Annotated in this window: 24 protein-coding genes; 6 read left to right on the top strand and 18 right to left on the bottom strand. The window is 67.3% G+C overall.

Going from position 1 to position 22,311, the window contains the following annotated elements:
• Nucleotides 1–2 precede the first annotated feature (2 nt).
• Entirely contained in the window at nt 3–860 is an 858-nt protein-coding gene (locus tag BSY238_RS08560) for a DUF3293 domain-containing protein (protein ID WP_069038759.1), read from the bottom strand.
• A gap of 269 nt (nt 861–1,129) precedes the next feature.
• A complete protein-coding gene (locus BSY238_RS08555; RefSeq protein ID WP_069038758.1) occupies nt 1,130–2,752 on the bottom strand; it encodes an ABC-F family ATPase in 1,623 nt (540 codons plus the stop codon).
• A 164-nt stretch (nt 2,753–2,916) separates the two neighbouring features.
• Between BSY238_RS08555 and gshA the strand changes: the two genes are divergently transcribed.
• From gshA to BSY238_RS08540, 3 genes are read left to right on the top strand one after another with little or no spacing between them, the layout of a single operon-like run.
• A complete protein-coding gene (gene gshA, locus BSY238_RS08550) occupies nt 2,917–4,239 on the top strand; it encodes a glutamate--cysteine ligase (RefSeq protein WP_069038757.1) in 1,323 nt (440 codons plus the stop codon).
• Between the two features lie 2 nt (nt 4,240–4,241).
• Nucleotides 4,242–5,186: a glutathione synthase gene (gshB, locus tag BSY238_RS08545; protein ID WP_442922961.1), complete on the top strand. Its 945-nt coding sequence runs from the start codon at nt 4,242–4,244 to the stop codon at nt 5,184–5,186.
• Nucleotides 5,170–6,192 (top strand): FAD:protein FMN transferase, encoded by a 1,023-nt coding sequence (locus tag BSY238_RS08540; RefSeq protein ID WP_223300318.1) that lies wholly within the window; start codon nt 5,170–5,172, stop codon nt 6,190–6,192. Before gshB ends, BSY238_RS08540 begins: the two co-directional genes overlap by 17 nt.
• A gap of 4 nt (nt 6,193–6,196) precedes the next feature.
• On the opposite strand, the gene BSY238_RS08535 is transcribed toward BSY238_RS08540, so the two are convergent.
• Nucleotides 6,197–7,318, bottom strand: a complete 1,122-nt coding sequence (locus BSY238_RS08535; protein ID WP_069038755.1) for a GGDEF domain-containing protein — start codon at nt 7,316–7,318, stop codon at nt 6,197–6,199.
• Nucleotides 7,319–7,376: 58 nt separating this feature from the next.
• Here BSY238_RS08535 and BSY238_RS19010 point away from each other — a divergent pair, with 58 nt between their 5' ends.
• Together BSY238_RS19010 and BSY238_RS08530 are read left to right on the top strand one after the other, a co-directional pair.
• Nucleotides 7,377–7,661: a DUF2256 domain-containing protein gene (locus BSY238_RS19010; protein WP_335625446.1), complete on the top strand. Its 285-nt coding sequence runs from the start codon at nt 7,377–7,379 to the stop codon at nt 7,659–7,661.
• The gene (locus BSY238_RS08530) at nt 7,654–9,195 is read left to right on the top strand and encodes a cryptochrome/photolyase family protein (RefSeq protein WP_069038754.1); all 1,542 of its coding nucleotides are present in this window, start codon (nt 7,654–7,656) and stop codon (nt 9,193–9,195) included. The genes BSY238_RS19010 and BSY238_RS08530 overlap by 8 nt, the downstream gene beginning before the upstream one ends.
• A 7-nt stretch (nt 9,196–9,202) precedes the next feature.
• On the opposite strand, the gene BSY238_RS08525 is transcribed toward BSY238_RS08530, so the two are convergent.
• The 10 genes from BSY238_RS08525 to rapZ all read right to left on the bottom strand — a co-directional run bounded on the left by BSY238_RS08525 (nt 9,203) and on the right by rapZ (nt 18,941).
• On the bottom strand, nt 9,203–9,709 hold the full coding sequence (locus tag BSY238_RS08525; RefSeq protein WP_069038753.1) for a macro domain-containing protein: 507 nt from the start codon (nt 9,707–9,709) through the stop codon (nt 9,203–9,205).
• Between the two features lie 107 nt (nt 9,710–9,816).
• On the bottom strand, nt 9,817–12,438 hold the full coding sequence (locus BSY238_RS08520) for a CHAT domain-containing protein (RefSeq protein WP_069038752.1): 2,622 nt from the start codon (nt 12,436–12,438) through the stop codon (nt 9,817–9,819).
• A gap of 98 nt (nt 12,439–12,536) precedes the next feature.
• Nucleotides 12,537–13,406, bottom strand: coding sequence for a lysophospholipid acyltransferase family protein (locus tag BSY238_RS08515; RefSeq protein WP_083223979.1), 870 nt, complete (start codon nt 13,404–13,406; stop codon nt 12,537–12,539).
• A gap of 60 nt (nt 13,407–13,466) precedes the next feature.
• Nucleotides 13,467–14,225, bottom strand: a complete 759-nt coding sequence (locus tag BSY238_RS08510) for a GNAT family N-acetyltransferase (protein WP_069038751.1) — start codon at nt 14,223–14,225, stop codon at nt 13,467–13,469.
• A gap of 106 nt (nt 14,226–14,331) precedes the next feature.
• On the bottom strand, nt 14,332–16,095 hold the full coding sequence (locus BSY238_RS08505) for a SpoIIE family protein phosphatase (protein ID WP_069038750.1): 1,764 nt from the start codon (nt 16,093–16,095) through the stop codon (nt 14,332–14,334).
• A gap of 30 nt (nt 16,096–16,125) precedes the next feature.
• Nucleotides 16,126–16,467 carry an STAS domain-containing protein gene (locus BSY238_RS08500; protein ID WP_069038749.1) on the bottom strand — a complete coding sequence of 114 codons (342 nt, stop codon included), beginning with the start codon at nt 16,465–16,467 and terminating at the stop codon, nt 16,126–16,128.
• Nucleotides 16,468–16,568: 101 nt separating this feature from the next.
• Nucleotides 16,569–17,201, bottom strand: a complete 633-nt coding sequence (locus BSY238_RS08495) for a flavin prenyltransferase UbiX (RefSeq protein ID WP_069038748.1) — start codon at nt 17,199–17,201, stop codon at nt 16,569–16,571.
• Nucleotides 17,201–17,722 carry a Gx transporter family protein gene (locus tag BSY238_RS08490; protein ID WP_069038747.1) on the bottom strand — a complete coding sequence of 174 codons (522 nt, stop codon included), beginning with the start codon at nt 17,720–17,722 and terminating at the stop codon, nt 17,201–17,203. Before BSY238_RS08490 ends, BSY238_RS08495 begins: the two co-directional genes overlap by 1 nt.
• On the bottom strand, nt 17,722–18,096 hold the full coding sequence (locus BSY238_RS08485) for a NusG domain II-containing protein (RefSeq protein ID WP_069038746.1): 375 nt from the start codon (nt 18,094–18,096) through the stop codon (nt 17,722–17,724). Before BSY238_RS08485 ends, BSY238_RS08490 begins: the two co-directional genes overlap by 1 nt.
• On the bottom strand, nt 18,093–18,941 hold the full coding sequence (gene rapZ, locus BSY238_RS08480; protein WP_069038745.1) for an RNase adapter RapZ: 849 nt from the start codon (nt 18,939–18,941) through the stop codon (nt 18,093–18,095). Before rapZ ends, BSY238_RS08485 begins: the two co-directional genes overlap by 4 nt.
• Before the next feature lie 257 nt (nt 18,942–19,198).
• Here rapZ and BSY238_RS08475 point away from each other — a divergent pair, with 257 nt between their 5' ends.
• Nucleotides 19,199–19,381: a hypothetical protein gene (locus BSY238_RS08475; RefSeq protein WP_069038744.1), complete on the top strand. Its 183-nt coding sequence runs from the start codon at nt 19,199–19,201 to the stop codon at nt 19,379–19,381.
• A gap of 5 nt (nt 19,382–19,386) precedes the next feature.
• Here BSY238_RS08475 and BSY238_RS08470 read toward each other — a convergent pair whose 3' ends face one another.
• Genes BSY238_RS08470 through BSY238_RS08450 form a run of 5 tightly spaced genes read right to left on the bottom strand, consistent with a single transcriptional unit; the run spans nt 19,387 to nt 22,252 of the window.
• Nucleotides 19,387–19,581 (bottom strand): DUF1289 domain-containing protein, encoded by a 195-nt coding sequence (locus BSY238_RS08470; RefSeq protein WP_069038743.1) that lies wholly within the window; start codon nt 19,579–19,581, stop codon nt 19,387–19,389.
• Nucleotides 19,578–20,489 carry a hydroxymethylglutaryl-CoA lyase gene (locus tag BSY238_RS08465; RefSeq protein ID WP_069038742.1) on the bottom strand — a complete coding sequence of 304 codons (912 nt, stop codon included), beginning with the start codon at nt 20,487–20,489 and terminating at the stop codon, nt 19,578–19,580. The genes BSY238_RS08470 and BSY238_RS08465 overlap by 4 nt, the downstream gene beginning before the upstream one ends.
• A complete protein-coding gene (locus tag BSY238_RS08460) occupies nt 20,489–21,283 on the bottom strand; it encodes an enoyl-CoA hydratase-related protein (RefSeq protein WP_069038741.1) in 795 nt (264 codons plus the stop codon). The genes BSY238_RS08465 and BSY238_RS08460 overlap by 1 nt, the downstream gene beginning before the upstream one ends.
• Nucleotides 21,280–21,657: a hypothetical protein gene (locus tag BSY238_RS08455; RefSeq protein ID WP_150123908.1), complete on the bottom strand. Its 378-nt coding sequence runs from the start codon at nt 21,655–21,657 to the stop codon at nt 21,280–21,282. Before BSY238_RS08455 ends, BSY238_RS08460 begins: the two co-directional genes overlap by 4 nt.
• Complete coding sequence (locus BSY238_RS08450) at nt 21,647–22,252, bottom strand: TIGR00730 family Rossman fold protein (RefSeq protein WP_442922960.1); 606 nt, start codon at nt 22,250–22,252, stop codon at nt 21,647–21,649. Before BSY238_RS08450 ends, BSY238_RS08455 begins: the two co-directional genes overlap by 11 nt.
• Nucleotides 22,253–22,311: the final 59 nt, after the last annotated feature.

Below are 22,311 nucleotides of genomic sequence, written 5' to 3'. Positions count from 1 at the left end.
GGTCAATCGCCCCTCGGGCGCACGCACCACATCAGCCGTGCCATGTTGCCCGCTTCACCGCACAGCACTGCGTTCTGGCCGAAGGCGGCGCCTATACGCAGGGCTTCCTCCGGACTGATGCCAGCGCACAGCAGCGCCGGTTCGGTCCAGCCGGCGACGCCGTCGTCCGGCCAGTTCATTGCTTCGCACACCGGCAGGCCGCGCTGCACCAGCAGCGCGCGCAGGGCGGTGTGCGCGGCGTGGTTGGCATCTTTTTCGCAGCGCGTCGACCACGGATTGGCGGCGGAAATGACCGCCCAGCGGGTCTGTCCGTGTTCGGCCAGCCAGTGCTCGAGCAGCGGTTCAGGCGTGCCGATGCGCAACGTGGCCGGACCGCCGGGCAGGTCGGCCGCATAGGCGGTGCTTTCGTAGGCCGTGACCAGCTCGGGTGTCACCGCCACCGTCGGCAGCCCCAGCCGCGCCAGCAGCGTGGCGCGCCACAGCGCGGCGGGTATGCGCGGGCGGGCCGCGCCTTCGCGCTGCTTCGCACTCCAGACCGACCCCGGGAAATGCGCGTCGTCCGGCCAGCGGGCGATGACGTGCCAGTGCAGGTGCGGCACCATGTTGCCGAGGCTGCCGAGGTTGATCTTGTCCGGTTGGGCGATCTCGCGCACGGCGCGCTCGACCTGCCAGACGACCTCCATCAGGTGCTGGCGGTCGGCGTCGACCAGATCGGTCATTTCGCGCACATGCGCATTCCAGACCACGCGCAGGAAGGCTGGATGGTCGGCATCGCGTGCATCGATGATGCGCAGCCGCTCATCACGCCACAGCCAGTGGTGGCCCGGCGCATCGCCGCAGATCGGGCAGCTGCTGGACATCTCAGTCGCTCCAACGCACGTTGCGCAACTCACAACGCATGAAACGGCGCCGCGCCGCCCCAAGGAGTGTAGCGGGGGTTTCGGCGAGCGCTGCTCGCCGCCCGCGCAACCGGCCGGCTGTGCAAAGTCGACCGTGGATGAGCGCAGCCCGCACGGGGGGCAGCGAACGAAGTGAGCGTGGGGGCATCTGCGCCGCCCGCAGGGCCGCCCCAAGGGCGAGCGCAGCCCCCACGGGGGGCAGCGAACGAAGTGAGCGTGGGGGCTTCATTTCAATCTTCGATGCCCTGGCTGGCGAGGTATTCCTCGTAGCCGCCGCGGTAATCGGTGATCTGTCCATCGGCGCGCATTTCCAGCACGCGCGTGGCCAGCGTCGATACGAAGGCGCGGTCGTGCGACACGAAGAACAGTGTGCCTTCGAACGCGTCGAGACCGGCATTCAGCGATTCGATCGATTCCATGTCCATGTGGTTGGTCGGCTCGTCGAGCAGCAGCACGTTCTTCCGCTGCAGCATCAGCCGGCCGAACATCATGCGGCCCTGTTCGCCGCCGGACAGCACGCGCACCTTCTTCTTCACGTCTTCGCCGCCGAACAGCAGCCGGCCCAGCGTGCCGCGGATCAGCGTGATCGCGTCGTCGCCCTCGTAGCCGCCCTCACGCACGTAACCGCTGATCCAGTCGGTCAGGTTCAGGTCGCTGTCGAAGTCGGCCGAATGGTCCTGCGCGAAATAGCCCAGCCGGGCCTTCTCCGCCCATTTGATCGCACCGTGCTGCGGCGCCAGCTCACCCACCAGCAGCTTGAGGAGGGTGGTCTTGCCGACACCGTTCTCGCCGATGATGGCCACGCGGTCACCGCCATCGAAGGTGGCGGTGAAGCCTTTCAGGATCTGCGGGCCGCCGTCGTAGCCGAACACCACGTTTTCCAGTTCGACCGCCTGGCGGTGCAGCTTTTCCTTCGGGTCGTACTCGAAGCGTATCCACGGATACTGGCGCGAACTCGGCTTGAATTCCTCGATCTTGATCTTGTCGATCATCTTCAGGCGCGACGTGGCCTGCTTGGATTTGGACGCATTGGCCGAGAAACGGCGCACGAAGCTCTGCAGGTCTGCCACGCGCTCCTTCGCCTTGGCGTTCGCCGCGGCAACCCGTTCGCGCGCCTGCGTCGATGCCTCGATGTAGTCGTCCCAGGTGCCCGGATAGACGCGGATGGTCGCGTAGTCCAGATCGGCCATGTGGGTGCACACCTGGTTCAGGAAGTGACGGTCGTGGCTGATGATGATCATCGTGCTGTTGCGTTCGTTCAGCACGTGTTCGAGCCAGCGGATGGTGTTGATGTCGAGGTTGTTGGTCGGCTCGTCGAGCAGCAGCACGTCCGGGTTGGCGAACAGCGCCTGGCAAAGCAGCACGCGCAGCTTCCAGCCGGGCGCGACCTCGCGCATCGGTCCGGTGTGCTGTTCCGTCGGAATGCCGACACCGAGCAGCAGCTCGCCGGCGCGCGCCTCGGCGGTGTAGCCGTCGTATTCCGCGAATTCGCCTTCGAGTTCGGCGGCGCGCATGTAATCCTCTTCGGTCGCGTCCGGGTTCGCGTAGAGGGCGTCCTTTTCCTGCATGCAGGCCCACATTTCCGCATGACCCATCATGACCACGTCGATCACCCGCAGGTCTTCGAAGGCGAACTGGTCCTGACGCAGGAAGGCCATGCGCTCGTGCGGATCGAGCACGACGTTGCCGGCGGTCGGTTCGAGCACGCCGGCGAGGATCTTCATGAAGGTCGACTTGCCGGCGCCATTGGCACCGATCAGGCCGTAGCGGAAGCCGCCGCCGAACTTGATGCTGACATTGTCGAACAGCGGCTTGGCACCGAACTGCATGGTGATGTTGGAAGCGGACAGCATGGCACTCACGGAAAGTTGAACGCGCGGATGCGCAAGACGCGGGATTGTACCGGAGCGCAACCGGGGGCCGTCCGGGTCGGTGCGGCCCCGAGGTGGCAGAGGGAGGTCGCAGGGGTACAATTCGCGGCCTGAATTTCAATGCGGATCGCGACCGCCCAACGCCCATGGTGCCTCATCTGACCACCGCGCTCACCGGCCCGCTGCTCGCGCTGGAGCGCTGTTTCCTGGAACGCCAGACCGACATCGAACAGTGGTTCCGCTCTCAGTGGCTGGAGCACTCGCCGCCCTTCTATGCCTCGGTCGACCTGCGCAATGCCGGCTTCAAGCTGGCACCGGTCGACACCAATCTGTTTCCCGGCGGTTTCAACAACCTCAACGCCGCGTTTCTGCCGCTGTGCGTGCAGGCGACGATGACGGCGATAGAAAAGTTGTGTCCGGAAGCGCGCAACCTGCTGCTGGTGCCCGAAAACCACACGCGCAACCTGTTCTACCTGCGCAACGTGGCGCGGCTTGCGCACATCCTCAAGCTGGCCGGGCTGCACGTGCGCATCGGCAGCGTGCTGCCGGACATCACGGCGCCGACCACGCTGGACCTGGGCGATGGTCAGAGCCTGCTGCTCGAACCGCTGATCCGCCTGCCGGGCGGGCGGCGCATAGGCGTCGAAGGTTTCGATCCGTGCGCCATCCTGCTCAACAACGACCTGTCGGCCGGCGTGCCGGCGCTGCTGCAGGACGTGCGCGAACAGACCATCATTCCGCCGCTGCACGCCGGCTGGACGACGCGTCGCAAATCGCAGCACTTCGAAGCCTACAGCGAGGTGTCGCGCAGCTTTGCGTCGGTCATGGACATCGACCCCTGGCTCATCGATCCGATGTTCGATGTCTGTCACGACATCAACTTCCACGAGCGCAGCGGAGAAGAGTGCCTGGCGACGCGGGTCGGCGCGCTGCTGGCGCGCATCCGCGACAAGTACGCCCAGCACGGCATCGACCACGATCCCTTCGTCATCGTGAAGGCGGATGCCGGCACCTACGGCATGGGCATCATGACGGTGCGCGACCCGTCCGAAATCGTCGGCCTGAACCGCAAGCAGCGCAACAAGATGGCCGTCATCAAGGAAGGCATGGAAGTCAGTTCGGTACTGATCCAGGAGGGCGTACCCACCTTCGAGACGGTCGATGGCGGTGTCGCCGAACCGGTGGTGTACATGATGGACCGCTACGTCGTCGGCGGCTTCTATCGTGTACACGCCGAGCGCGGCCGCGACGAGAACCTGAACGCGCCCGGCATGCACTTCAAGCCGCTGGCGTTCGAATCCTGCTGCACGATGCCCGATCCGGGCTGCGAGCCGGATGCGCCGCCCAACCGGTTCTATGCGTATGGGGTGGTGGCGCGCCTTGCGCTGCTGGCAGCCAGCATCGAACTCGACCGTGGCCTGCCGGAAGACGGCCAGCATGAAGCCGTCGAAGCGGAACTGCGCGGCTGATCATGCAATTCGCCTTCATCGTCGATCCGCTCGACGCGCTCAAGCCGGTAAAGGATTCCAGCATCGCCATGATGCGCGAGGCGGCGCGCCGTGGCCACGAAATCTGGACCGTGCAGCGCGAGGCGCTTAGCCTGTCCGGCAATGAACTGTCGGCGAGCGCGCTGCGCATTGACCTCGCGCCGGGCGACCACCCCTGGTACAGCCCGGCCGATGTCGAGACGCGCGCGCTGTGCGACTTCGACGCCGTGCTGATGCGCCAGGACCCGCCGTTCGACTTCGAATACATCACCGCCACCTGGATGCTCGAGCGCGCCGTGGCCGGTGGCGCGCGCGTGTTCAACCATCCGCGGGCGGTGCGCGACCACTCGGAAAAGGTGTCGATCTGCGAATTTCCCGACCTGATCACGCCGACGCTGGTCACGCGCGACGTGGCGGCGATCAATGCCTTCATCGACCTGCATCGCGACAGCATCCTGAAACCGCTCGACGGCATGGGCGGCTCGCGCATCTTCCGCGTGCGCGCCGATGACCCGAACCGCAACGTCATCATCGAAACGCTGACCGCTGACGGCACTGACACACTGATGGCGCAGCGCTTCATCCCGGACATTGCGCAAGGCGACAAGCGCATCCTGCTGATCGACGGCGAGCCGGTGCCGTTCTGCCTCGCGCGCATCCCGAAGGCCGGCGAGACGCGCGGCAATCTAGCGGTGGGCGGGCGCGGCGTGGCGCAGCCGCTGTCCGAAGGCGACTGGCGGATCGCCCGCGCGCTCGGCCCGGTGCTCGCCGCAAGGGGCCTGCTGCTGGTCGGGCTGGACGTGATCGGCGACCGCCTGACCGAGATCAACGTCACCAGTCCGACCTGCTTCGTGGAAATCACCGAACAGACCGGCTTCGATGTCGCCGCGATGTTCGTCGACGCGCTCGAACGTGCGGCAACGCGCTAGCGCCGTCCTCGCGCTGCTGTGGCTGTGCGGGCTGCTCGCGGGCTGCGCGCGCGATCCGGTCGAGCGGCAGGAATCCTTCGTGTTCGGTACCCGGGTCGAAGTCGTCGTCTACGGCGTCGATCGCGCGCAGGCGCGTGACGCGCTGGGTGAGGTGCTGCGCGAATTCGACCGCCTGCACCGCCTGCTGCACGCCTGGCAGCCGTCGGAGCTGACACGCATCAACGCGGCCATCGCCGCCGGCGAGCCGGCCGACATCGATGACGAGATGGCGCAGTTGCTGGCTGATGTAAAGACCACGGCGCTGCGCGGCGAAGACCTGTTCAATCCGGCCGCCGGCGCGCTGATCGGTGCCTGGGGTTTCCATGCCGACGAATTCCTGCCGCGGCGGCCCGATGCGGCGACGCTGGCGGCGTTGATCGCGGCGCGGCCGCGCATGGCCGATGTCGATATCGACGCCGGGCCGGCCGGCGGTCATCGTCTGGGCAGCCGCAACGGCGCCGTGCAGTTCGACCTGGGCGGCTATGCCAAGGGCTACGCGCTCGACCGTGCGGCCGCCCTGCTGCGCGCGCGCGGCGTGCGCAACGCACTGATCAATATCGGCGGCAACGTGCTGGCGCTGGGCGCCAAGGGTGACCAGCCGTGGCGCGTCGGCATCCAGCACCCGCGCAAGTCCGAGGCACTTGCCAGCGTCGAGCTGCGCGACGGCGAAGCCATCGGCACATCGGGTGACTACCAGCGCTACTTCGAGCTCGATGGCGAGCGGCTGTGCCATCTGATCGATCCGCGCGACGGCCAGCCGGTGCGCCACACGCAGTCGCTGACCGTGCTGATTCCTGCTGCGCCCGATGCCGGTGCGCGCTCGGACGCCGACAGCAAGCCGCTGTTCATCGCCGGGCGCGACGCCTGGCAGGCGCTGGCCGCGCGCATGGGCGTCAGTCATGCGCTGCGCGTCGATCAGGATGGCAGCGTGGTCGCCACATCCGACATGCAGGCGCGGCTGCGCTGAGGGCTCAGCGTTCGACCAGACATTCGCCGGGGCTGCCCGGCGTGGTATCGGTCGCCGCCTCCACCCGGTTGCGGCCGTTGTCCTTGGCCCGGTACAGCGCGGCGTCGGCCGCTGCGATCAGGGCGTCTATCGAGGCTGCGTGCGCGTCAGCGCAGGCGAAACCGATACTTACCGTCAGTTCGTCCGGCGCTTGCCACGGTCCGGTTTCGACCGCGCGGCGCAGGCGCTCGGAAATCTTCCGCGCCAATTCGGCTGGCGTATTGGGCAGCATGACGACAAATTCCTCTCCGCCGAAACGCGCGAGGTAGTCGTCACTGCGCAATTCCGACGCCAGCTTGCGTGCAACCTGACGCAGCATTTCGTCGCCCCGTGCGTGGCCGTAGGTGTCGTTCACCTGCTTGAAGCGGTCGATATCGATCAGCGCAACCGACAGCGGCAGATTCAGCGTGAGTGCAACGCGGAATTCGTCGCCGAGTCGATGATCGGCGTCGCGCCGCGAGCCGACGCCGGTCAGCGCATCGACGCGGGCCTCGACCGCGAGTTGTTCGCAGCGCTCTTCCAGTGCATGGTGCTGCTGCATCAGCAGCGATTTCTGGCGCTGCAGCGCGAGCGTCGTCTCGCGCAACTCGCGCACGCGCAGCCGCAGATGCATCTGCGCCTCGGCCTGCCGCGCCAGTGCCTTCAATGCGCGCTGCTGCGACGCGTCCAGCGTGCTCGGACGATGGTCGATCACGCACAGCGCACCCAGCGGCAGGCCGTCCGGCGACCACAGCACCACACCTCCATAGAAGCGGATATGCGGTTCGCCGACCACCAGTGGGCTGTCAGCGAAGCGTTCGTCGAGCCATGTATCCGGCACGACGAGCAGTCCGCCCTGTTCGTTGAAGGCATGGGCACACATCGAAACATCACGAGATGTTTCGCTCGCCTGCAGTCCGCAGCGCGACTTGAACCATTGCCGCTCGGCGTCCACCAGCGATACCAGTGCGATCGGCATCTCGCAGATCTGCGAGGCGAGCATCGTCAGGTCGTCGAAAGCCGGCTCGGGCTCGGTATCGAGCAGATCGAGGCGGTGCAGCGCGTGCAGGCGCTGTACTTCGTTGGCAGGCAGGGGTGCGGTCTTCATCGGCGCTCAACAGGTATCGTCACTGTTTTTAACGCCTTTCAAGGCTCGAGCTTGAGCCATGATTTGTATCGGATTTCCGCAATGGTCCGGGGTGGATCGCCGTACGCGGCAAAAAATCCCCTGCGTCGTGAAACCGGCTGGCGAACTACCGGTCTTCCTCTCGTCCTGTTTTCCCCGGCGCGCCATGACCCTCCATTTCAAAGGCAACAAGCAGTCGCTCCCCAGCCGGCCCTGCATCGCTTGCGGCCGAGAAATGACCTGGCGCAAGTCCTGGGCAAAGAACTGGGCGCAGGTGAAATACTGTTCGGACGCCTGCCGTCGCAGGGGGATGGCGCATGGCTGAAATGCGTCATCTGGTACTCGTGTTGGGCGACCAGCTCGACGCGGATTCCGCCGCCTTCGCTGGCTTCGATCCGGCGAGCGATGCCGTGCTGATGATTGAGGCGGCTGGCGAATCGACCCACGTCTGGAGCCACAAGGCGCGTACGGTGCTTTTCCTGACCGCCATGCGGCATTTCGCGCAGGGTCTGCGCGCACGCGGCTGGACGGTGGATTACCGCGCGCTCGGCGACGACGCCGAAGCGGCGCTGGTCGATATCCTCGCCGCCCGGCTGACGCAGCACCAAGCGCGCAGGCTGGTGCTGGTCGAGCCCGGTGAATGGCGGCTGGAGCAGGCGATCCGCGCGCTGTGTTCCAGCAACGGAATCACGCTCGACCTGCGCGACGACCTGCACTTCATGATGTCGCGCCAGGGTTTCGCCGACTGGGCGCGCAAATACAAGCAGCCGCGCATGGAGTTCTTCTACCGCCACATGCGCGAGCGGCACGCCGTGCTGATGGAGGGCGGCGAGCCGGCCGGCGGGCGCTGGAATTTCGACGCCGACAACCGTGCCGGCTTCGGCAAGCGCGGCCCCGGCCTCGTGCCGGCGCCGCTCGCCTTCCCGCCTGATGACGTGACGCGCGGCGTGATCGATCTGGTCGAAGCACGCTTGGCCGATCACCCGGGTTCGACTGCACACTTCGACTGGCCGGTCACCCGCGACGACGCACTGGCCGCGCTCGCCGATTTCGTCGAGCACCGGCTCGAATTGTTCGGCCACCATCAGGACGCGATGTGGACCGGCCAGCCCTGGCTGTGGCACGCCCGCATCAGCGCGGCGATGAATCTGAAACTGATCGGCCCGCGCGAGGTGATCGCGGCGGCGATCGATGCCATGCAGCGGTATCGCCTGCCGCTGCAGTCAGTCGAAGGCTTCGTGCGGCAGGTGCTGGGCTGGCGCGAATTCATCCGCGGCATGTACTGGCTCGACATGCCCGGCCTGCGCGACGCCAACCATTTCGGCCACGCGCGCGCACTGCCACGCTGGTACTGGACCGGCGACACGCACATGCAGTGCATGCGCGCAGCCATCGGTCAGACGCTGCAGTACGGCTACGCGCACCACATCCAGCGGCTCATGGTGACCGGCCAGTTCGCGCTGCTGGCGGAGATCGAACCGCAGCAGGTCGAGGACTGGTATCTGGCGGTCTATGTCGATGCGGTCGAATGGGTCGAACTGCCCAACGTGGCCGGCATGACCCTTTACGCCAACGGCGGCCGCTTCACCAGCAAACCTTATGTGGCGAGCGGCGCCTACATCCAGCGCATGAGCAATTACTGCGACGGCTGCCGCTACAGGCCGACCGAGCGCACCGGCGAGCGCGCCTGTCCGGTCACCACGCTGTACTGGCACTTTCTCGACCGCCATGAGACGGCCTTTGCGGGCAATCCGCGCACCGCGCTGATGGTGAAGAACCTGCAGCGCATCGGCGATGCGGAGCGCGACGCGCTCCGCAATCGCGCGGCCGACATGCTGGACAATCTCGACCGGTTGTAGCGCCAGCTCAGTTCAGCCGTTCGTTCGCCACCACGCCCGGGTGATAGGTTTCATAGACGATGACCGGAACGCCCAGTACGCCGAGGTGCTGCTCGACCAGAGGCTTCACGTCGGCCCAGTCCATGCCGCCGACACCCGTGGCCAGTCGCGGCAATGCGATGCTGGTGACGCCGGTGGAACCGGCGTAGCGCGCCAGCGCCTTCAGTGCGTGGTTGACCGATTCCAGCGTGGCCTTGCCGGGTCGTGCGGCCGGACCTTCACCCACCATTTTCTGGGTCAGCAGATTGAGGATGGTGCGTGTGCTGCCGTCGCTATCCACGCCGGCCCAGGACCATACCGTGCCGGCGTCCAGGTGCTGGCCGCGCTGCGCGTGCCGGTAGTCGCGCGCCATTGATGGCCAGCGTTCGCGCAGCGCCAGCGCGAGACCGTGGTCGAAGTGTTCCTGCGGCGCGATGCCGTGCGCAATGACCTGAGCCTGGCTCAGCAGAATGTCGCCTGTTACGTACTGAATCATCAATCTTCCCCCTGAAAGCCGCGCGCAGCATGGGTGTTGCGCGTCGGTTCCACAGTACGCGCCCGCTGCGTACGGCCTTTGATCGGGGTCAACGGGGTGACGGGCTCTCAGCGCGCAGGGGCGGGGACGAACAGCAGAAGCCCGGGCTGAAGGCGTGAGGGGTCGGGCACCGTGTCGGTGTTTGCGTCCGCAATGCGCGGCCAGAGCCGACCCTGGCCATACATGCGCGTTGCAATGCCCCACAGCGAATCGCCCGGCTGCACGTGGTAGGGCCACCCGGGCAGACCGGCCTCGTCGGCGGTCACCGGCACGGCCAGATACTCGCCGGCCAGTATGTAATCGGGGTCGCTGATCCGCCGCAGTCCGGGCGCCAGTGCGCTGGCGGCATTGTGCCGCTCGAGGATGAATGTCCATTCCCGCGCATCACCGAGCAGCCGCTTCGCGATGCCTTCGAGCGTGTCGCCGCGGCGCACGGTGTAAAGCGCTTCGCCCCGATCGGTGCCGGCCGCCGGTTCGACCTTGCTGTCGACGGCGAAATCGGGGGGCTCACCTGCGCTCGCTACCACGTTGCCCACCCACCCGGACAAGTGCGCGAACAGCGCGCCGAGCGCAGGGTCTGCGGCGCGCTGCGCCGCGTCCCACAGCAGCACGCTCAGGCGTTGTGCATCAGCGCCGAGCGACGCCGGATCGAGCGCATCCGGATCGAGCCGCAGCAATTCCTGCAGGGTGGCCGCTGCCGCAACATCTTGACCTGCCTCCAGTTGCGCGATGGCCTGAGCGACCGCAAGACGAGTGCGCTCGGCCTGCGTTTCGGGCGCAGAGACCGGTCGGGCAGCTGGCGCTGTGCCGGCAGGCTCAGCGGAGGACGGGGCGAGGTCAGAGGCGTTGAAGGTCAGCAGCGCGACACCGATCACCAGCAACAGCAGCGCAGCCAGCGCGCCATAGAGCAGGGTCCGGGACGAGCGTGCGGCGATCGGTACCGTCTCTGGTACGGGGACGGTTACCGGCGCCAGGGAGGGTGGTGCTTGTTCCTGAGCGGCTTCCGGCGCAGCGGCGTGTGACGCACCGGGCTCACGGACAGGCGCTGCCTCCGGTTCGACAGCGGGCAAGGCCACCGGGACGGCGAGCGGAACAACAGCGGGTGTGGCGGGAGGGGCAATCGTGAACAGCCGCCCGTCCGGCGAGCGCATGTGCAGCGCCGGTGCGCCCCACTCGACCTCGTGACCGCGGGCGAACAGGAAGGCGCGTGCCGATGTCAGTGCGGCGTCTACCGGCTGGCCGGCGGCGAGATAGCGATAGAAGTGACGTGACAGCTCGACCGCAGCCTTGTCGGGAATCGCGAACTGCATCGCGATCACCGCCGGCACGCCGCGCCGGATCAGGGTCTGCGCGATGCCGCCGAACGGGTCGACCGGCGATACCGCGCCACCCATGCAGCTGTTCAGGAACACCAGCCGCAGATTGGCCAGATGATTGCGCAACAGCACGCCGAGCCTGCGCCCGGTCAGCGGGTCGGGCGCGCGGTCGGGCGTATCGCTTTCCAGCAGCAGCAGGCCGTCGCCGCCGTTGAAGTCACCGTGGCCGATGAAATGCAGCACGTGCGGTCGCACCGTCAGCAGCGCGTCGTCCAGCCGCTCCAGGGTCGCGTTCTCCAGCCGCGTGATGCCGATCAGGCCGCGCTTGGTCAGCGGCGCCAGCGCCTGGTCTAGCCGCGCCAGTTCGTCGCCGATGCTCAAGGGCGCCAGACCGCCCGGAGCGGCGAATGCGATCAGCACGCGCAGCGGCGGCGAAATGCTCAGCGTCGGTGTCGGTTCATCGACGTCGAGCCAGCGCACCACCGGCTTCATGCGGTCGGAGAACAGGAAGTCGTCCTTCTCCGGGCTGTACAGGAATTCCCACGGCAGACGACCCAGTTCCGGCGTGTCGGTGGTGTCGATGACGAAGCGCAGGCCCTTGCCCTGCTGCGGATCGATGGCGCGCAGGCTGTCTTCGATGCCCGTCCTGAGCGTCGGTCCGAACAGCGCCCGGTACAGCAGGGTGCCGGCATCACGTGCCTGTGCCGCCGTGGGCAGGCCATTGTGGGCCAGCGCCCCGGGCGGGCGGCGCAGCGTGTCGCCGACCGCCGCGCCACGCATCGCATCCTCGATCGCCGGTGCGTCGATCGCGCAGTCTCCGCTGAAGCCGTCGACCGCCTGCGGGCTGTTGATATCCACTGTGTAGCGGCCGGCCTCGGCATAGGAAAAGCGCACCTTCAGCGAGGCATAGGTGGGCGTGGCGTCGGGCGAGTCGGGTGGTGGGGTGACCGCGTCCGGTTCGGTCGCTGCATGGGAAGGCAGTCGCTCGATGTCGGCCACCGCCAATACGACCTCGGCCGCCAGATTGCCTTCCGGTACCAGTACGGTGACCGAGCCCAGATAGGGCGGCAGGGCACTGAACGGGGTGGCTTCGACCATCACCGGCAGCACATGGCCGGCCGGATCCGGCCAGCGGCGGCGGGCGATCTTCAATTCGGTGCGGGTGTAGTGGCCTTCGGCGACCGCTGCGGGCGACAGCAGGAACACGAACAGGTCGCTGCTTTCGATGGCGCTGCGGATGCGGTCGTCGTAGTTCAGGCCGGCCGGCAGGTCTTCTCGGTCGAAGAATACGTCGTGTCCGGCGGCCTGCAGCGCGGCATTCACGCCTTCGGCACGCGCGCGTATTTCCGACGCGTAGGACAGAAAGATCTTCAACGGCTGGCTCCGGCGCTGCCCGATGACCGGCCGGTCATCCGTTCTGGCAGGCGTGCCGAGTATAGACCGCGCGCCGCCCTGCGGCGCCCGGCGCGGCGTCAGTTCGCGGGTTCGGCCGGCGCGTGGTCAGTTGCCGGGGCTTCTAGACCGGACACGGTGGCGTGCGTGGTGCGGGCCAGATGCTGGCGGGTGTGGCCGTGCGTGGGCAAAGACGGCAGCAGTTCGACCCGTGCCACGGTGCGCGGCGCGCGGGCGAGCCGGCACACCGATTGCCAGAAAGTGGTGTCGCCGATGTACAGCGCGGCTTCGGACAGCTCGCCGTGCATGTCGAGGTAGCTCAGGCGCACCGGCTTGACCGCGCGGCCGGCATCGATCGCCGCCTGGAACATCGCGGCGCGAAACGGCAGCACGCTGCGCCCGTCGGTGGTCGTGCCTTCCGGAAACACCATGACGCTGCGCCCGCAGCTCAACGCGCTGACCAGCGTGTTGCGCACTTCGGCCGCCGAGTTGCGGCTGGTGCGCCGGATGAATACCGTTTCATTGCGTGCGACCAGCCAGCCCAGTACCGGCCAGCTGCGGATTTCGTCCTTGCAGACAAAGCCGAGCGGCGAAATCGCGTTGATGACGAACACGTCCACCCATGAGATGTGATTGCTCACCAGCAGCTGGCCCGGACGCGGCAGCGGTCCGCCGGCCTGCAGTTCGACGCCGAGCACGCGCAGCAGGCGGCGCGACCACTGCGCCTTGATCTTGCGCTGCGTGCGCGCCGACACCAGCGGATAGATCAGCGCCACGCGGGCGCAACCGTCGGCCAGATGCACGGCCAGACGCGAGATGCGCCAGCTCATGCGCAGCCCGGCGCGCAGGCCGCTGTCGGAGGCGTTGCTGACGGGCTGACGGGCGGGCGGGCTTTCGAAGGTCAAGGCGGATGCGTCGAAAAAGTCGGCTGAGATATCGATCAGTGACATGGCGCGTGTCCTCGCATTCTGCCTGATGGTTTGCCCGATGGTTCGACGAGGGTGCCCGGCTCAGGCAGCGCGCTGCACGAAGTGCCTGGCATAGCGCGCGTCCAGCCGTGACAGGGTGAGCAGCAGCGGCAGGTCGGCCGTATTGAAGTCCGGGTCCCAGGCCGGTTCGCCGCACACGTCGGCACCGGCGCGAAGATAGCCCTTGACCAGTGGCGGCACGACGCAGGCCGGATGCGGGGTCAGCCGCTCGAGCGGCAGGCGCACCTTCGGGAACACGCGGTACTCGGGCGGCGCCATGCGGTCGCTCAGGCTGTTGAAGATCGCCGCCGCGTTGTGACCGCCGTCGGCCATGCTGATGCTGGCGCAGCCGATCAGGTACTGGTAGCCGCCGTCGAGCAGATAGCGCGCGAGACCGGACCACAGCAGCGCGATCACCGCCGCGTTGTTGCGGTAGTCCGGGTCTATGCAGGAGCGGCCGATTTCGACGATCTGCGAGCGCAGGTGGTCGAGCCGGCCGAGGTCGAATTCGGTTTCCGAGTAGTAACCGCCGGTGCGCCGCGCTGCGTCGGGCGCCAGTATCCGGTAGCAGCCGACGATGCGGCCGTTGTCGTCATCGCGCACGATGAGGTGGTCGCAGTGCGGATCGAAGCGGTCGCTGTCGACGCCGTGCGTCGGCGTGTCGAGGCGGGCGCCAAGTTCCTCGACAAATACGCGCCAGCGCAGCTTTTGCGCCGCCAGGATTTCGGATTCGCAGTTCGCCAGCGTGACGCTGAGATTGCGTTGGGCACGCCGCTCGCGTGCGGTATCGACCTGAAGCATGCAGACGATCTCCGTGAAGGGTCAGCTTCAAGATAGGTGCGCAGTGTTCAGGCGATATGACGTAGCGGCGACACGACGGTTACAGCGATGCCGCCCCGGGGCTGCTTCAGGGTTGCCCGAGAAAGCGCAGCGCCAGCAGCGTGATGTCGTCGGCCTGGGCGTGCGCGCCGCAGAAGGCGCGCGTGGCGTCGCGCACCGCGCCTAGGGTCTGCAGCGCGCTGCCGCGGGCCGCGCCGGTGACGGCGGCGAGCAGGCGTGCTTCGCCGAACTGCTCGGTGGCTTCGTTCTCCGCCTCGGTCACGCCATCGGTATATAGCAGCAGCAGGTCGCCGCGCGCCAGCCGGGTTTCTCCGAGCGCGTAATCGATCGCCGGATCGATGCCGGCGATCGGGTTGCGCGGAACCTTGAGCAGCGAGGCTGGCTCGCCGTGTCGCGCGATGACCGGCCGCAGGTGGCCTGCATTGGCAAAGCGGAAGCTGCCGCTGCCGGTGTCGAGCAGGCCGATGAACAGGCTGGCGAACAGCAGGCGGTCGTTGTTCAGTGCCAGCTTGCGGTTGATGCGCTCCATCACGCGTTCGAGATGGCCTTTCTGGCCCTGTTTGCGGCCGGCCTCCGAGCGCAGCGTGGTCAGCGTGCGCATCATCAGCAGCGCGGCCGGCATGCCCTTGCCGCAGACGTCGCCGATCGCCACGAACAGGCGCTTTTCATCGATGAAGAAGGCATCGAAAAAATCGCCACCGACTTCGCGTGCCTGCTGGATGCTCGCTTCGCATTCGATTTCGAAGTGCTCGGGGAACAGCGGAGAGCGCATCGGCAGCATGCCGGTCTGGATTTCCTGCGCGGTGCGCATTTCCGACTGCAGCCGGTCGAGCAGCATGGAGTTGCGCACGCGGTCGATCACCTGCTGATTCGTCTTGCGCATGCGCGCCGCCATCATGCCCAGCAGATTGCGCGCGACGCGCGGCAGCGGCAGCAGCTCGGAAAAGAACTGGTGGGCATCGATCAGCAGCAGGCGGGTGCCCGGTTCGGCCACCACCCAGGCCGAGGCCGGTTCGCCGTCGATGATGGACAGCTCGCCGGCACATTCGCCCGCTGCGATCACGCTGTAATCGCCGCCCTGCGGCGTATCGAGGTGCACACGCAACCGACCGGTCAGCACCAGCGCCACGTGCTCGTTCGGTACGCCCGGCGCCAGCACGACGTACTCATCGGGGTAGTCGCGCTGCGGGCAGTGCGCGAGCAGACCTTCGATCAGTGCGTACGGTACTTCGCGGAACAGCTCGATACGGGAAATGAAACCGAGTGCGCGTCGCTCGCCACCGCTTCGCCGATCCGCGGCAATGCGTGCACCATCACTGGCCGTAAGCGGGAAAGCCGCAGCCGGGCGGCGCCGGCGTTCGATGCCGCGGCGGATCGGCGCGCGGCCCTGGGCTGGCCCGGCGCGGCCGGGCCGGGTCCATGCGAGCGTCAGCTGGTTGCGCGCGCCGACCCGCTCGTAGCTCACCTGGTCGGCAAACTGGCGCACCAGATGCACACCCAGGCCACCTACGCTCGCTTCTTCCAGCGTGGCCGGGGCCACCGGATCGGGCAGCGCGAGCGGATCAAATTCGCGGCCGTCGTCGGCGATGACCAGCTTCACCGACTGCGGTTCGAGGATGAGATCGAGCGCCAGCGTGTGCGGCGCCTCGTCTTCGAAGGCGTAGCTGATGATGTTGGCAACCAGTTCCGATACACACAGGTCGAGCCGGAACGTGAGCTCGCTGCCCAGCTCGAAACTGTCGCCCAGCGTGCGCAGCCAGGCGCTGGCGGCAGAAATCGCGCCGCTGTCGTTGATCAGCCGCAGGCTGCGGCGCGCATGGGCGCTATGCATCGGCGCCCCCCGCAAGCATATTCAGCGGGCTCAGGCGTCGAGTGCCGCGCGCGCGGTGTCGAGGTCGGAACACAAGGTCAGCAACTGGTCGACGCCGGCTGTCTGCAGCACGCGCAGCACCATCGGCTGGGCACCGAACAGCACCAGCTTGCCACCGCGAGCGGCCTGGCCGCGCGCGCCTGCGAGCAATGTACGGATGCCGATCGAGGCGACGAAACTGACGTCCGACAGGTCGACCGCAATCCTCGCCGGGTGCGTGCTGGTCAGATAGGTGAAGGGCTGGTCCAGCGTCTGCGCGCCTTCGATGTCGAGCCGGCCGTCCAGCCGGATCAGGGTGATGTCGCCATCCAGCGTCTGGCTGTCCATTTTCATATGCTCGCTCCCGTGGTGCCCGATCGCCGACTGGGGGCGACCGAACGAGCTGTGCAGCTTGTTTCATTTCCATGTCAGGCGTGTGACAGGGCCTTCGGCCTTCACTCCGTTGGCGCATCACCCCAGCGCGGCACCAGATCGTGCGGCACGCGCAGCTGATCGAGTACGCGCGCCACGACGAAATCGACCAGGTCGTCGATGCCCCGGGGCTGATGGTAGAAGCCGGGCGACGGCGGCAGAATGACCGCGCCGTTGCGCGACAGGCTCAGCATGTTCTCCAGGTGCAGCGTGGAAAATGGCGTTTCGCGCGGCACCAGGATGAGCTGCCGGCGTTCCTTCATGACCACGTCGGCGGCGCGCTCGATCAGGCTCGATGCCAGGCCGTGGGCGATCGCCGCCAGCGTCCCCATCGAGCACGGGCACACCACCATCGCGTCGGGCGGGTTCGAGCCGGAGGCGGGCGGGCAGTTCCAGTCCTCGCGGCCGAATACCTCCAGCTGACCGGGCTGCGCGTTGAAGCGTTCGGACAGTTCGCGTGCGGCCTGCGCCGGATTGGCCGGCAGCAGCAGATCCATTTCCTGCCGGGCCACGATCTGCGCCACCTGCGAATAGACCAGCCACACCTTGCAGCCTGCGCCCAGCAGGCATTCGATCAGGCGCAGGCCATAAGGCATGCCGGAGGCGCCGGTCAGCGCGACGAGGACGGTCGGCGGTGCAGCGGGGGATGTGTGCATCAGTCTTTCTCCTGCATCAGCCGCGCGGCGACGATGCCATTGAGGACGCCGAACAGCAGTGCGGCGCCGAAGAACACCGGCGCCAGGTTGAACAGGCCGTCATGCGGCACCAGCCACAGACGCGCCAGCACCAGTTGCGCGCCGATATGGGCAAACGCGGCGGCGACCGAGCGGCCGACCGGCCCGAGCCAGTGCCAGGACAACGCTTGCAGCGCGCCCAGTACCGCCAGACTGGCCAGTGCGCCGGCACCCGCCAGAAAGAAGCCGGGCGCGAGAAACTGGCCGGCGAGCAGGCTGCCGGCGACCACCCGAAGCACGCTGACCCAGGCCGCGTCGCGCCAGCCGTGACGCGCCAGCACGATCAGGATGACGATGTTCGCCAGACCGGGCTTGACGCCCGGCAGCGGACTCGGAATCGCCGCCTCGACCAGCGACGCGGCGATCGCCGCCGCCGCGTAGCGTGCCAGCCGGCGGTCGCGCGCACTCGGCTCGACCAGCAGCGTCGTGGCCGATGGCGACATCAGAAAGCCACCGTGTCATGCGCACCGTCAGGCCCGACCAATTGCAGCGAAATGTGGCTGGGTGCGCACACCGCAACACTGCCGGTGCGGGTCAGCCAGCCCTGCTGCACGCAGTACTGGCGCGGGCCTGGATCGGCCGCAATGCGCGCCCGGCCCGGTTCGACCTCGATCACGGTCTGACCGCGCGCGGCGAGGGCGCCGTCCAGGGCGATGCGATGCGTGCCGGTCAGCGGCAGTTCGGCCACGATGCGCCCGTCCAGCCTGACCTGTGCCAGGGCCGGTGCGCTGCGGCCCCATTGCGCGGCCGCAGTCGCCGCGGTGGCGAGCAGGCCGGCGGCGATGACCAGCCAGTCGCCCGGCCGCACCGCCTTCATTTATGCGCCGAAGCCAACGAGCGGTGGCGCACCAGCACGCGCGCCGCGCTGCGGAAGTGTTCGGCCAGCCACTGCGCCATGTAGACGGAGCGATGCTGACCGCCGGTACAGCCGATGGCCACGGTGAGGTAGCTGCGGCTGTCCTTCACGTAGCAGGGCAGCCAGTCGCCCACGAAGCGCGCGATGTCGTCGCGCATGCGGATCACCTCTGCATGGCCTTCGAGGAAATCGATCACCGGCTTGTCCTGGCCGCTCTGCGGTCGCAGTGCGATGTCGTAGTACGGATTGGGCAGGCAGCGCACGTCGAACACCAGATCGGCGTCGAGCGGAATGCCGTGCTTGAAGCCAAACGACTCGAACATCAGCGTCAGGCCGACCGCTTCATCGACTTCGACCACGTCGCGTATCCACTTGCGCAGCACGGAGGCGTGCAGATCGCTGGTGTCGATGCGGTGGCCCAGTTCGACGATCGGCGCCAGCAGCTCCCGCTCGCGCCGGATCGCCTCGCCGAGCGAGGTCTGGTCGTCGCCCAGCGGGTGGCGGCGGCGTGTTTCCGAAAAACGCGCGATCAGCGTGGCGTCACGCGCGTCGAGGAACAGCGTCTGCAACTGGGTGCCGTTGCGCAGCACGCCCATCATCGGTGGCAACGCTTCCATGCTCTTGCCGGAACGTACATCCACCGCGATGGCGACCCGGCTGTAGCCAGCTTCGCGCAAATGCCCGACCAGTTGCGGAAGCAGTGGCGCCGGCAGGTTGTCGACGCAGAAGAAGCCACCATCCTCCAGCACATTGAGCGCCACGCTCTTGCCGGAACCGGACATGCCGCTGATCAATACGAGGCGCATCGCGCCGCGTCGCAATTCGTTCACCTTGATTCACCCTGCAAATGGATGTTCATGCATGCAACATGCTTGACTCTGACCGGCCGCAATCTACGCTTGAAGCTCAGGCCTGCGCCGGACGCCTCTGCCGACCGCAGGCGACTGACTGTCAATGATGATCCAGGTAGGTGCGTCACAGGCGATTTTCTGCAGGGCCTGACGCATTTCCGAGCCGTGCCAGGATTTCCGCCCGCTGCACTTTCAACCCGAAGGAGCCCGGCATGCGATATCTCAGACTTCAGCGCAGTCAGGCCAACAGGCGGCGTTCCGAACGTGACGCCGATCGCGCGGGGTCGCGCACCGAACCGGTGCCGAATGATCCGCCCGCCTGCGAATACCCTGCGCCCGCCGAACAGCCGCCGGTCAAGCCGGCTGCCGGCCCGCGCAAGCTGAAGTCGGGTTGAATCGCTCACGTGCCGTCCATCGGCGTGACCCGCAGGTGTCCAGCGGCTTCGCGCCGACCGATATTGGCCAGGATCTGCAGGCGATGGCTGTCTGTCGTCGAACCCCAGCAGGCTATTTCGTCGCGCGAGCGCAGGCAGCCCAGGCAGAGCGCGGTGGCGGGGTCAAGCTGGCAAACGCCGGTGCAGGGTGAAGCAATCATGTAGGTCGTCTTGAGTTGAAGGCACGGGCCACGCGCGACGCGACCGGGTGGCCGAGTTGCGCGCTGATCCAGGACGCCACATCCACCAGTTTCTGCAGATCGACGCCAGTGTGCACGCCGGCATCATCGAACAGGTAGACAAGGTCTTCGGTCGCAACGTTTCCGGTCGCGCCCGGCGCGAAGGGACAGCCGCCCAATCCGCCGACCGAGGCGTCGAATACGGTCACGCCAGCCAGTGCTGCAGCATAGGCGTTCGCGGCAGCCATGCCGCGGGTGTCGTGGAAGTGACCGGCGATTTGCCGGGGTGGCACGTGTCGCGCGACGCTGTCGATCAGCGCGCGCACCCGAAAGGGGCTGCCTGCGCCCGTCGTGTCGCCGAGGCTCACTTCGTGACAACCCATGGCGATCAGCTCGGCCGCCAGCGTGGCGACGGTTTCAGCGCTGACGGCACCTTCGTAGGGGCAGCCCATGACGCATGACAGGTAGCCGCGCACCCGCAGACCTGCATCGTGCGCACGCACCGCCACGCGCGCCAGCCGGTCCATCGATTCGGCGATGCTGCAGCCGGTATTGCGTTGCGAGAAGGTTTCCGACACGGCGGCAAAGATCGCGATGTCGGTGCAGCCGGCATCCAGCGCAGCATCGAGCCCGGTTTCGTTCGGTACCAGACAGGGGTAGCTGACACCGGGGCGGCGATCGAGCCGCTCCATGAGTTCGCCGCTGCCGGCCATGTTGGGCACGCGGCGCGGCGATACGAAGGCGCCGGCTTCGATGTCGCGCAGACCGGCATCCGCAAGCCGGCCGATCAGTTCGAGCCGGCGATCGACGTCGAGCGCAACCGCTTCGTTCTGCAGGCCGTCGCGTGGGCCGACTTCGACGATGCGGACGGCGGCGGGCAGCGCCGTCATCACGAACTGCCGGCCGGCACCCAGCCGGGATGACGCCGCCCGAAAAGCGCGTCCAGACCTTCCTGCGCTTCGGCACCGGCATCCAGCCGATGTTCGATGTCCACCGCCTGATCGAGCGTCTTTTCGTCCACCCGCGGCCGGCCGAGCGCACGCACCAGCGATTTGACCTGCTGTTGCGCACGCGGTCCGCCGAGCAGCAGCGCATCGACGACTTCCCCGATCGCATCGTCCAGTTGTTCGGCCGACGCGGCCAGTTCCGACAGCAGGCCGATGCGGTAGGCCTCGGATGCAGAAAATCGCTCGCCGGTCAGGAAATAGCGCCGCGCGCGCTGCGGACCGACTGCGCCGATCACATACGGAGCGATGACGGCCGGTACGCGACCGATGTGCACGGCTTCGAACGAAAATTCGGCGTCGAAACTGGCTATGGCAATATCGCATGCGGCAATCAGGCCGGCACCCAGCCCGTATGCCGGGCCCTGCACGCGTGCCACCACGGGCCGCGGGCATTCGGCGACGCTGCGCAGCAATCGTGCCGCCAGCGCCGGCTCGACGGCGATCAGGCCGCTGCGTTCCAGCTCGAGCGGATCGGAGCCGACGCTGAAACTGTCACCCAGCGCCGACAGGACGATGGTGCGCACGCCGGGCCGCGCGACCAGATCGTCGATGGCGCCGATCAACGACTCCGCGAGCGAAGCGTCGAGCAGATTGTGCGCATGCGGGCGATTCAGCGTGACGATGCCGATGCCGGCATCGACTTCGGTCAGCACCAGCGCGTCAGCGTGGCGCGTCACTGCGGGTCTCCCTGTACCAGCGTGCCGCCGAGCGCGCGCAGCGGAGCACCCAGTTCGAAGCCGGGCATCACGACTTCCTCGTCCACGGCATACAGCTGGCAGGGCAGGCCGTGCGCCTCGCAGCGTGCCAGTGCGTCAGTCACGGCGCCTTCGCCGGCGTTCCAGGCCCAGTCGCCATTCATGTTCAGTGCAAAGGCACGCGGGCGGATGCCGATGCGCAGGAAGCGGCTGTAACCCGCACGACCGCTTTCGGTCAGCAGCGGCACCGCCTGCACCAGGTCGACCGGACGCACCTGTGCATTCTGTGCAGTGCCTGCGGCGGGCAGGCCCGCGCAGGCGCAGGCAAACAGCAGGCGCGTCAGATCAGGCTTCATGCAGCGAATTCTCCCCGGAAACGACGGCGGACAGCAGACGATCGAGCAGGCGCTGCGCATCGTGCTCGGACGGCATGAGCTGCCTGTGCGCAGCGCTGAGAAAACCTTCCTGCACCGCATGATCGAACATCGCGAGCAGCGGATCGAAGTAGCCTGCTGTGTTCAGCAGGCCGCACGGCTTGCGATGCAGCCCCAGTTGCGCCCAAGTGAGAATTTCGCACAGTTCGTCCAGTGTGCCAAAGCCGCCGGGTGCGGCGATGAATACGTCCGCCAGTTCGGCCATCAGCGCCTTGCGTTCGTGCATGCTGCCCACCACGTGCAGCGCGCTCAGGCCATTGTGGGCGACTTCGCGATCGAGCAGGTGACGCGGAATGACACCGATCACCTCGCCGCCAGCCGCCAGCGTCGCGTCCGCGATGATGCCCATCAGTCCGATATTGCCGCCACCATAGACCACGCCGTGGCCGGCGCGCGCGATCAGCGTGCCCAGTTCGGCGGCGGTGTCGCGATACAGGGGGCGGTCACCCTCGCGGGAGCCGCAGAACACACAGACGCGCATCGGACGGTACGAATTCGGGTTGGAGAAAGCGAACACTGGCGAGTATGCCCGGCCCCGCGTGCCCTGCGCAGGGCACGCGGGGCCGGGCGCAAAGA

This window comes from Methyloversatilis sp. RAC08 (assembly GCF_001713355.1).
Taxonomy (GTDB): Bacteria; Pseudomonadota; Gammaproteobacteria; order Burkholderiales; family Rhodocyclaceae; genus Methyloversatilis.
The sequence above is the reverse complement of the archived record's forward strand: the minus strand, read 5'-3'. Positions and strand labels throughout refer to the sequence as shown.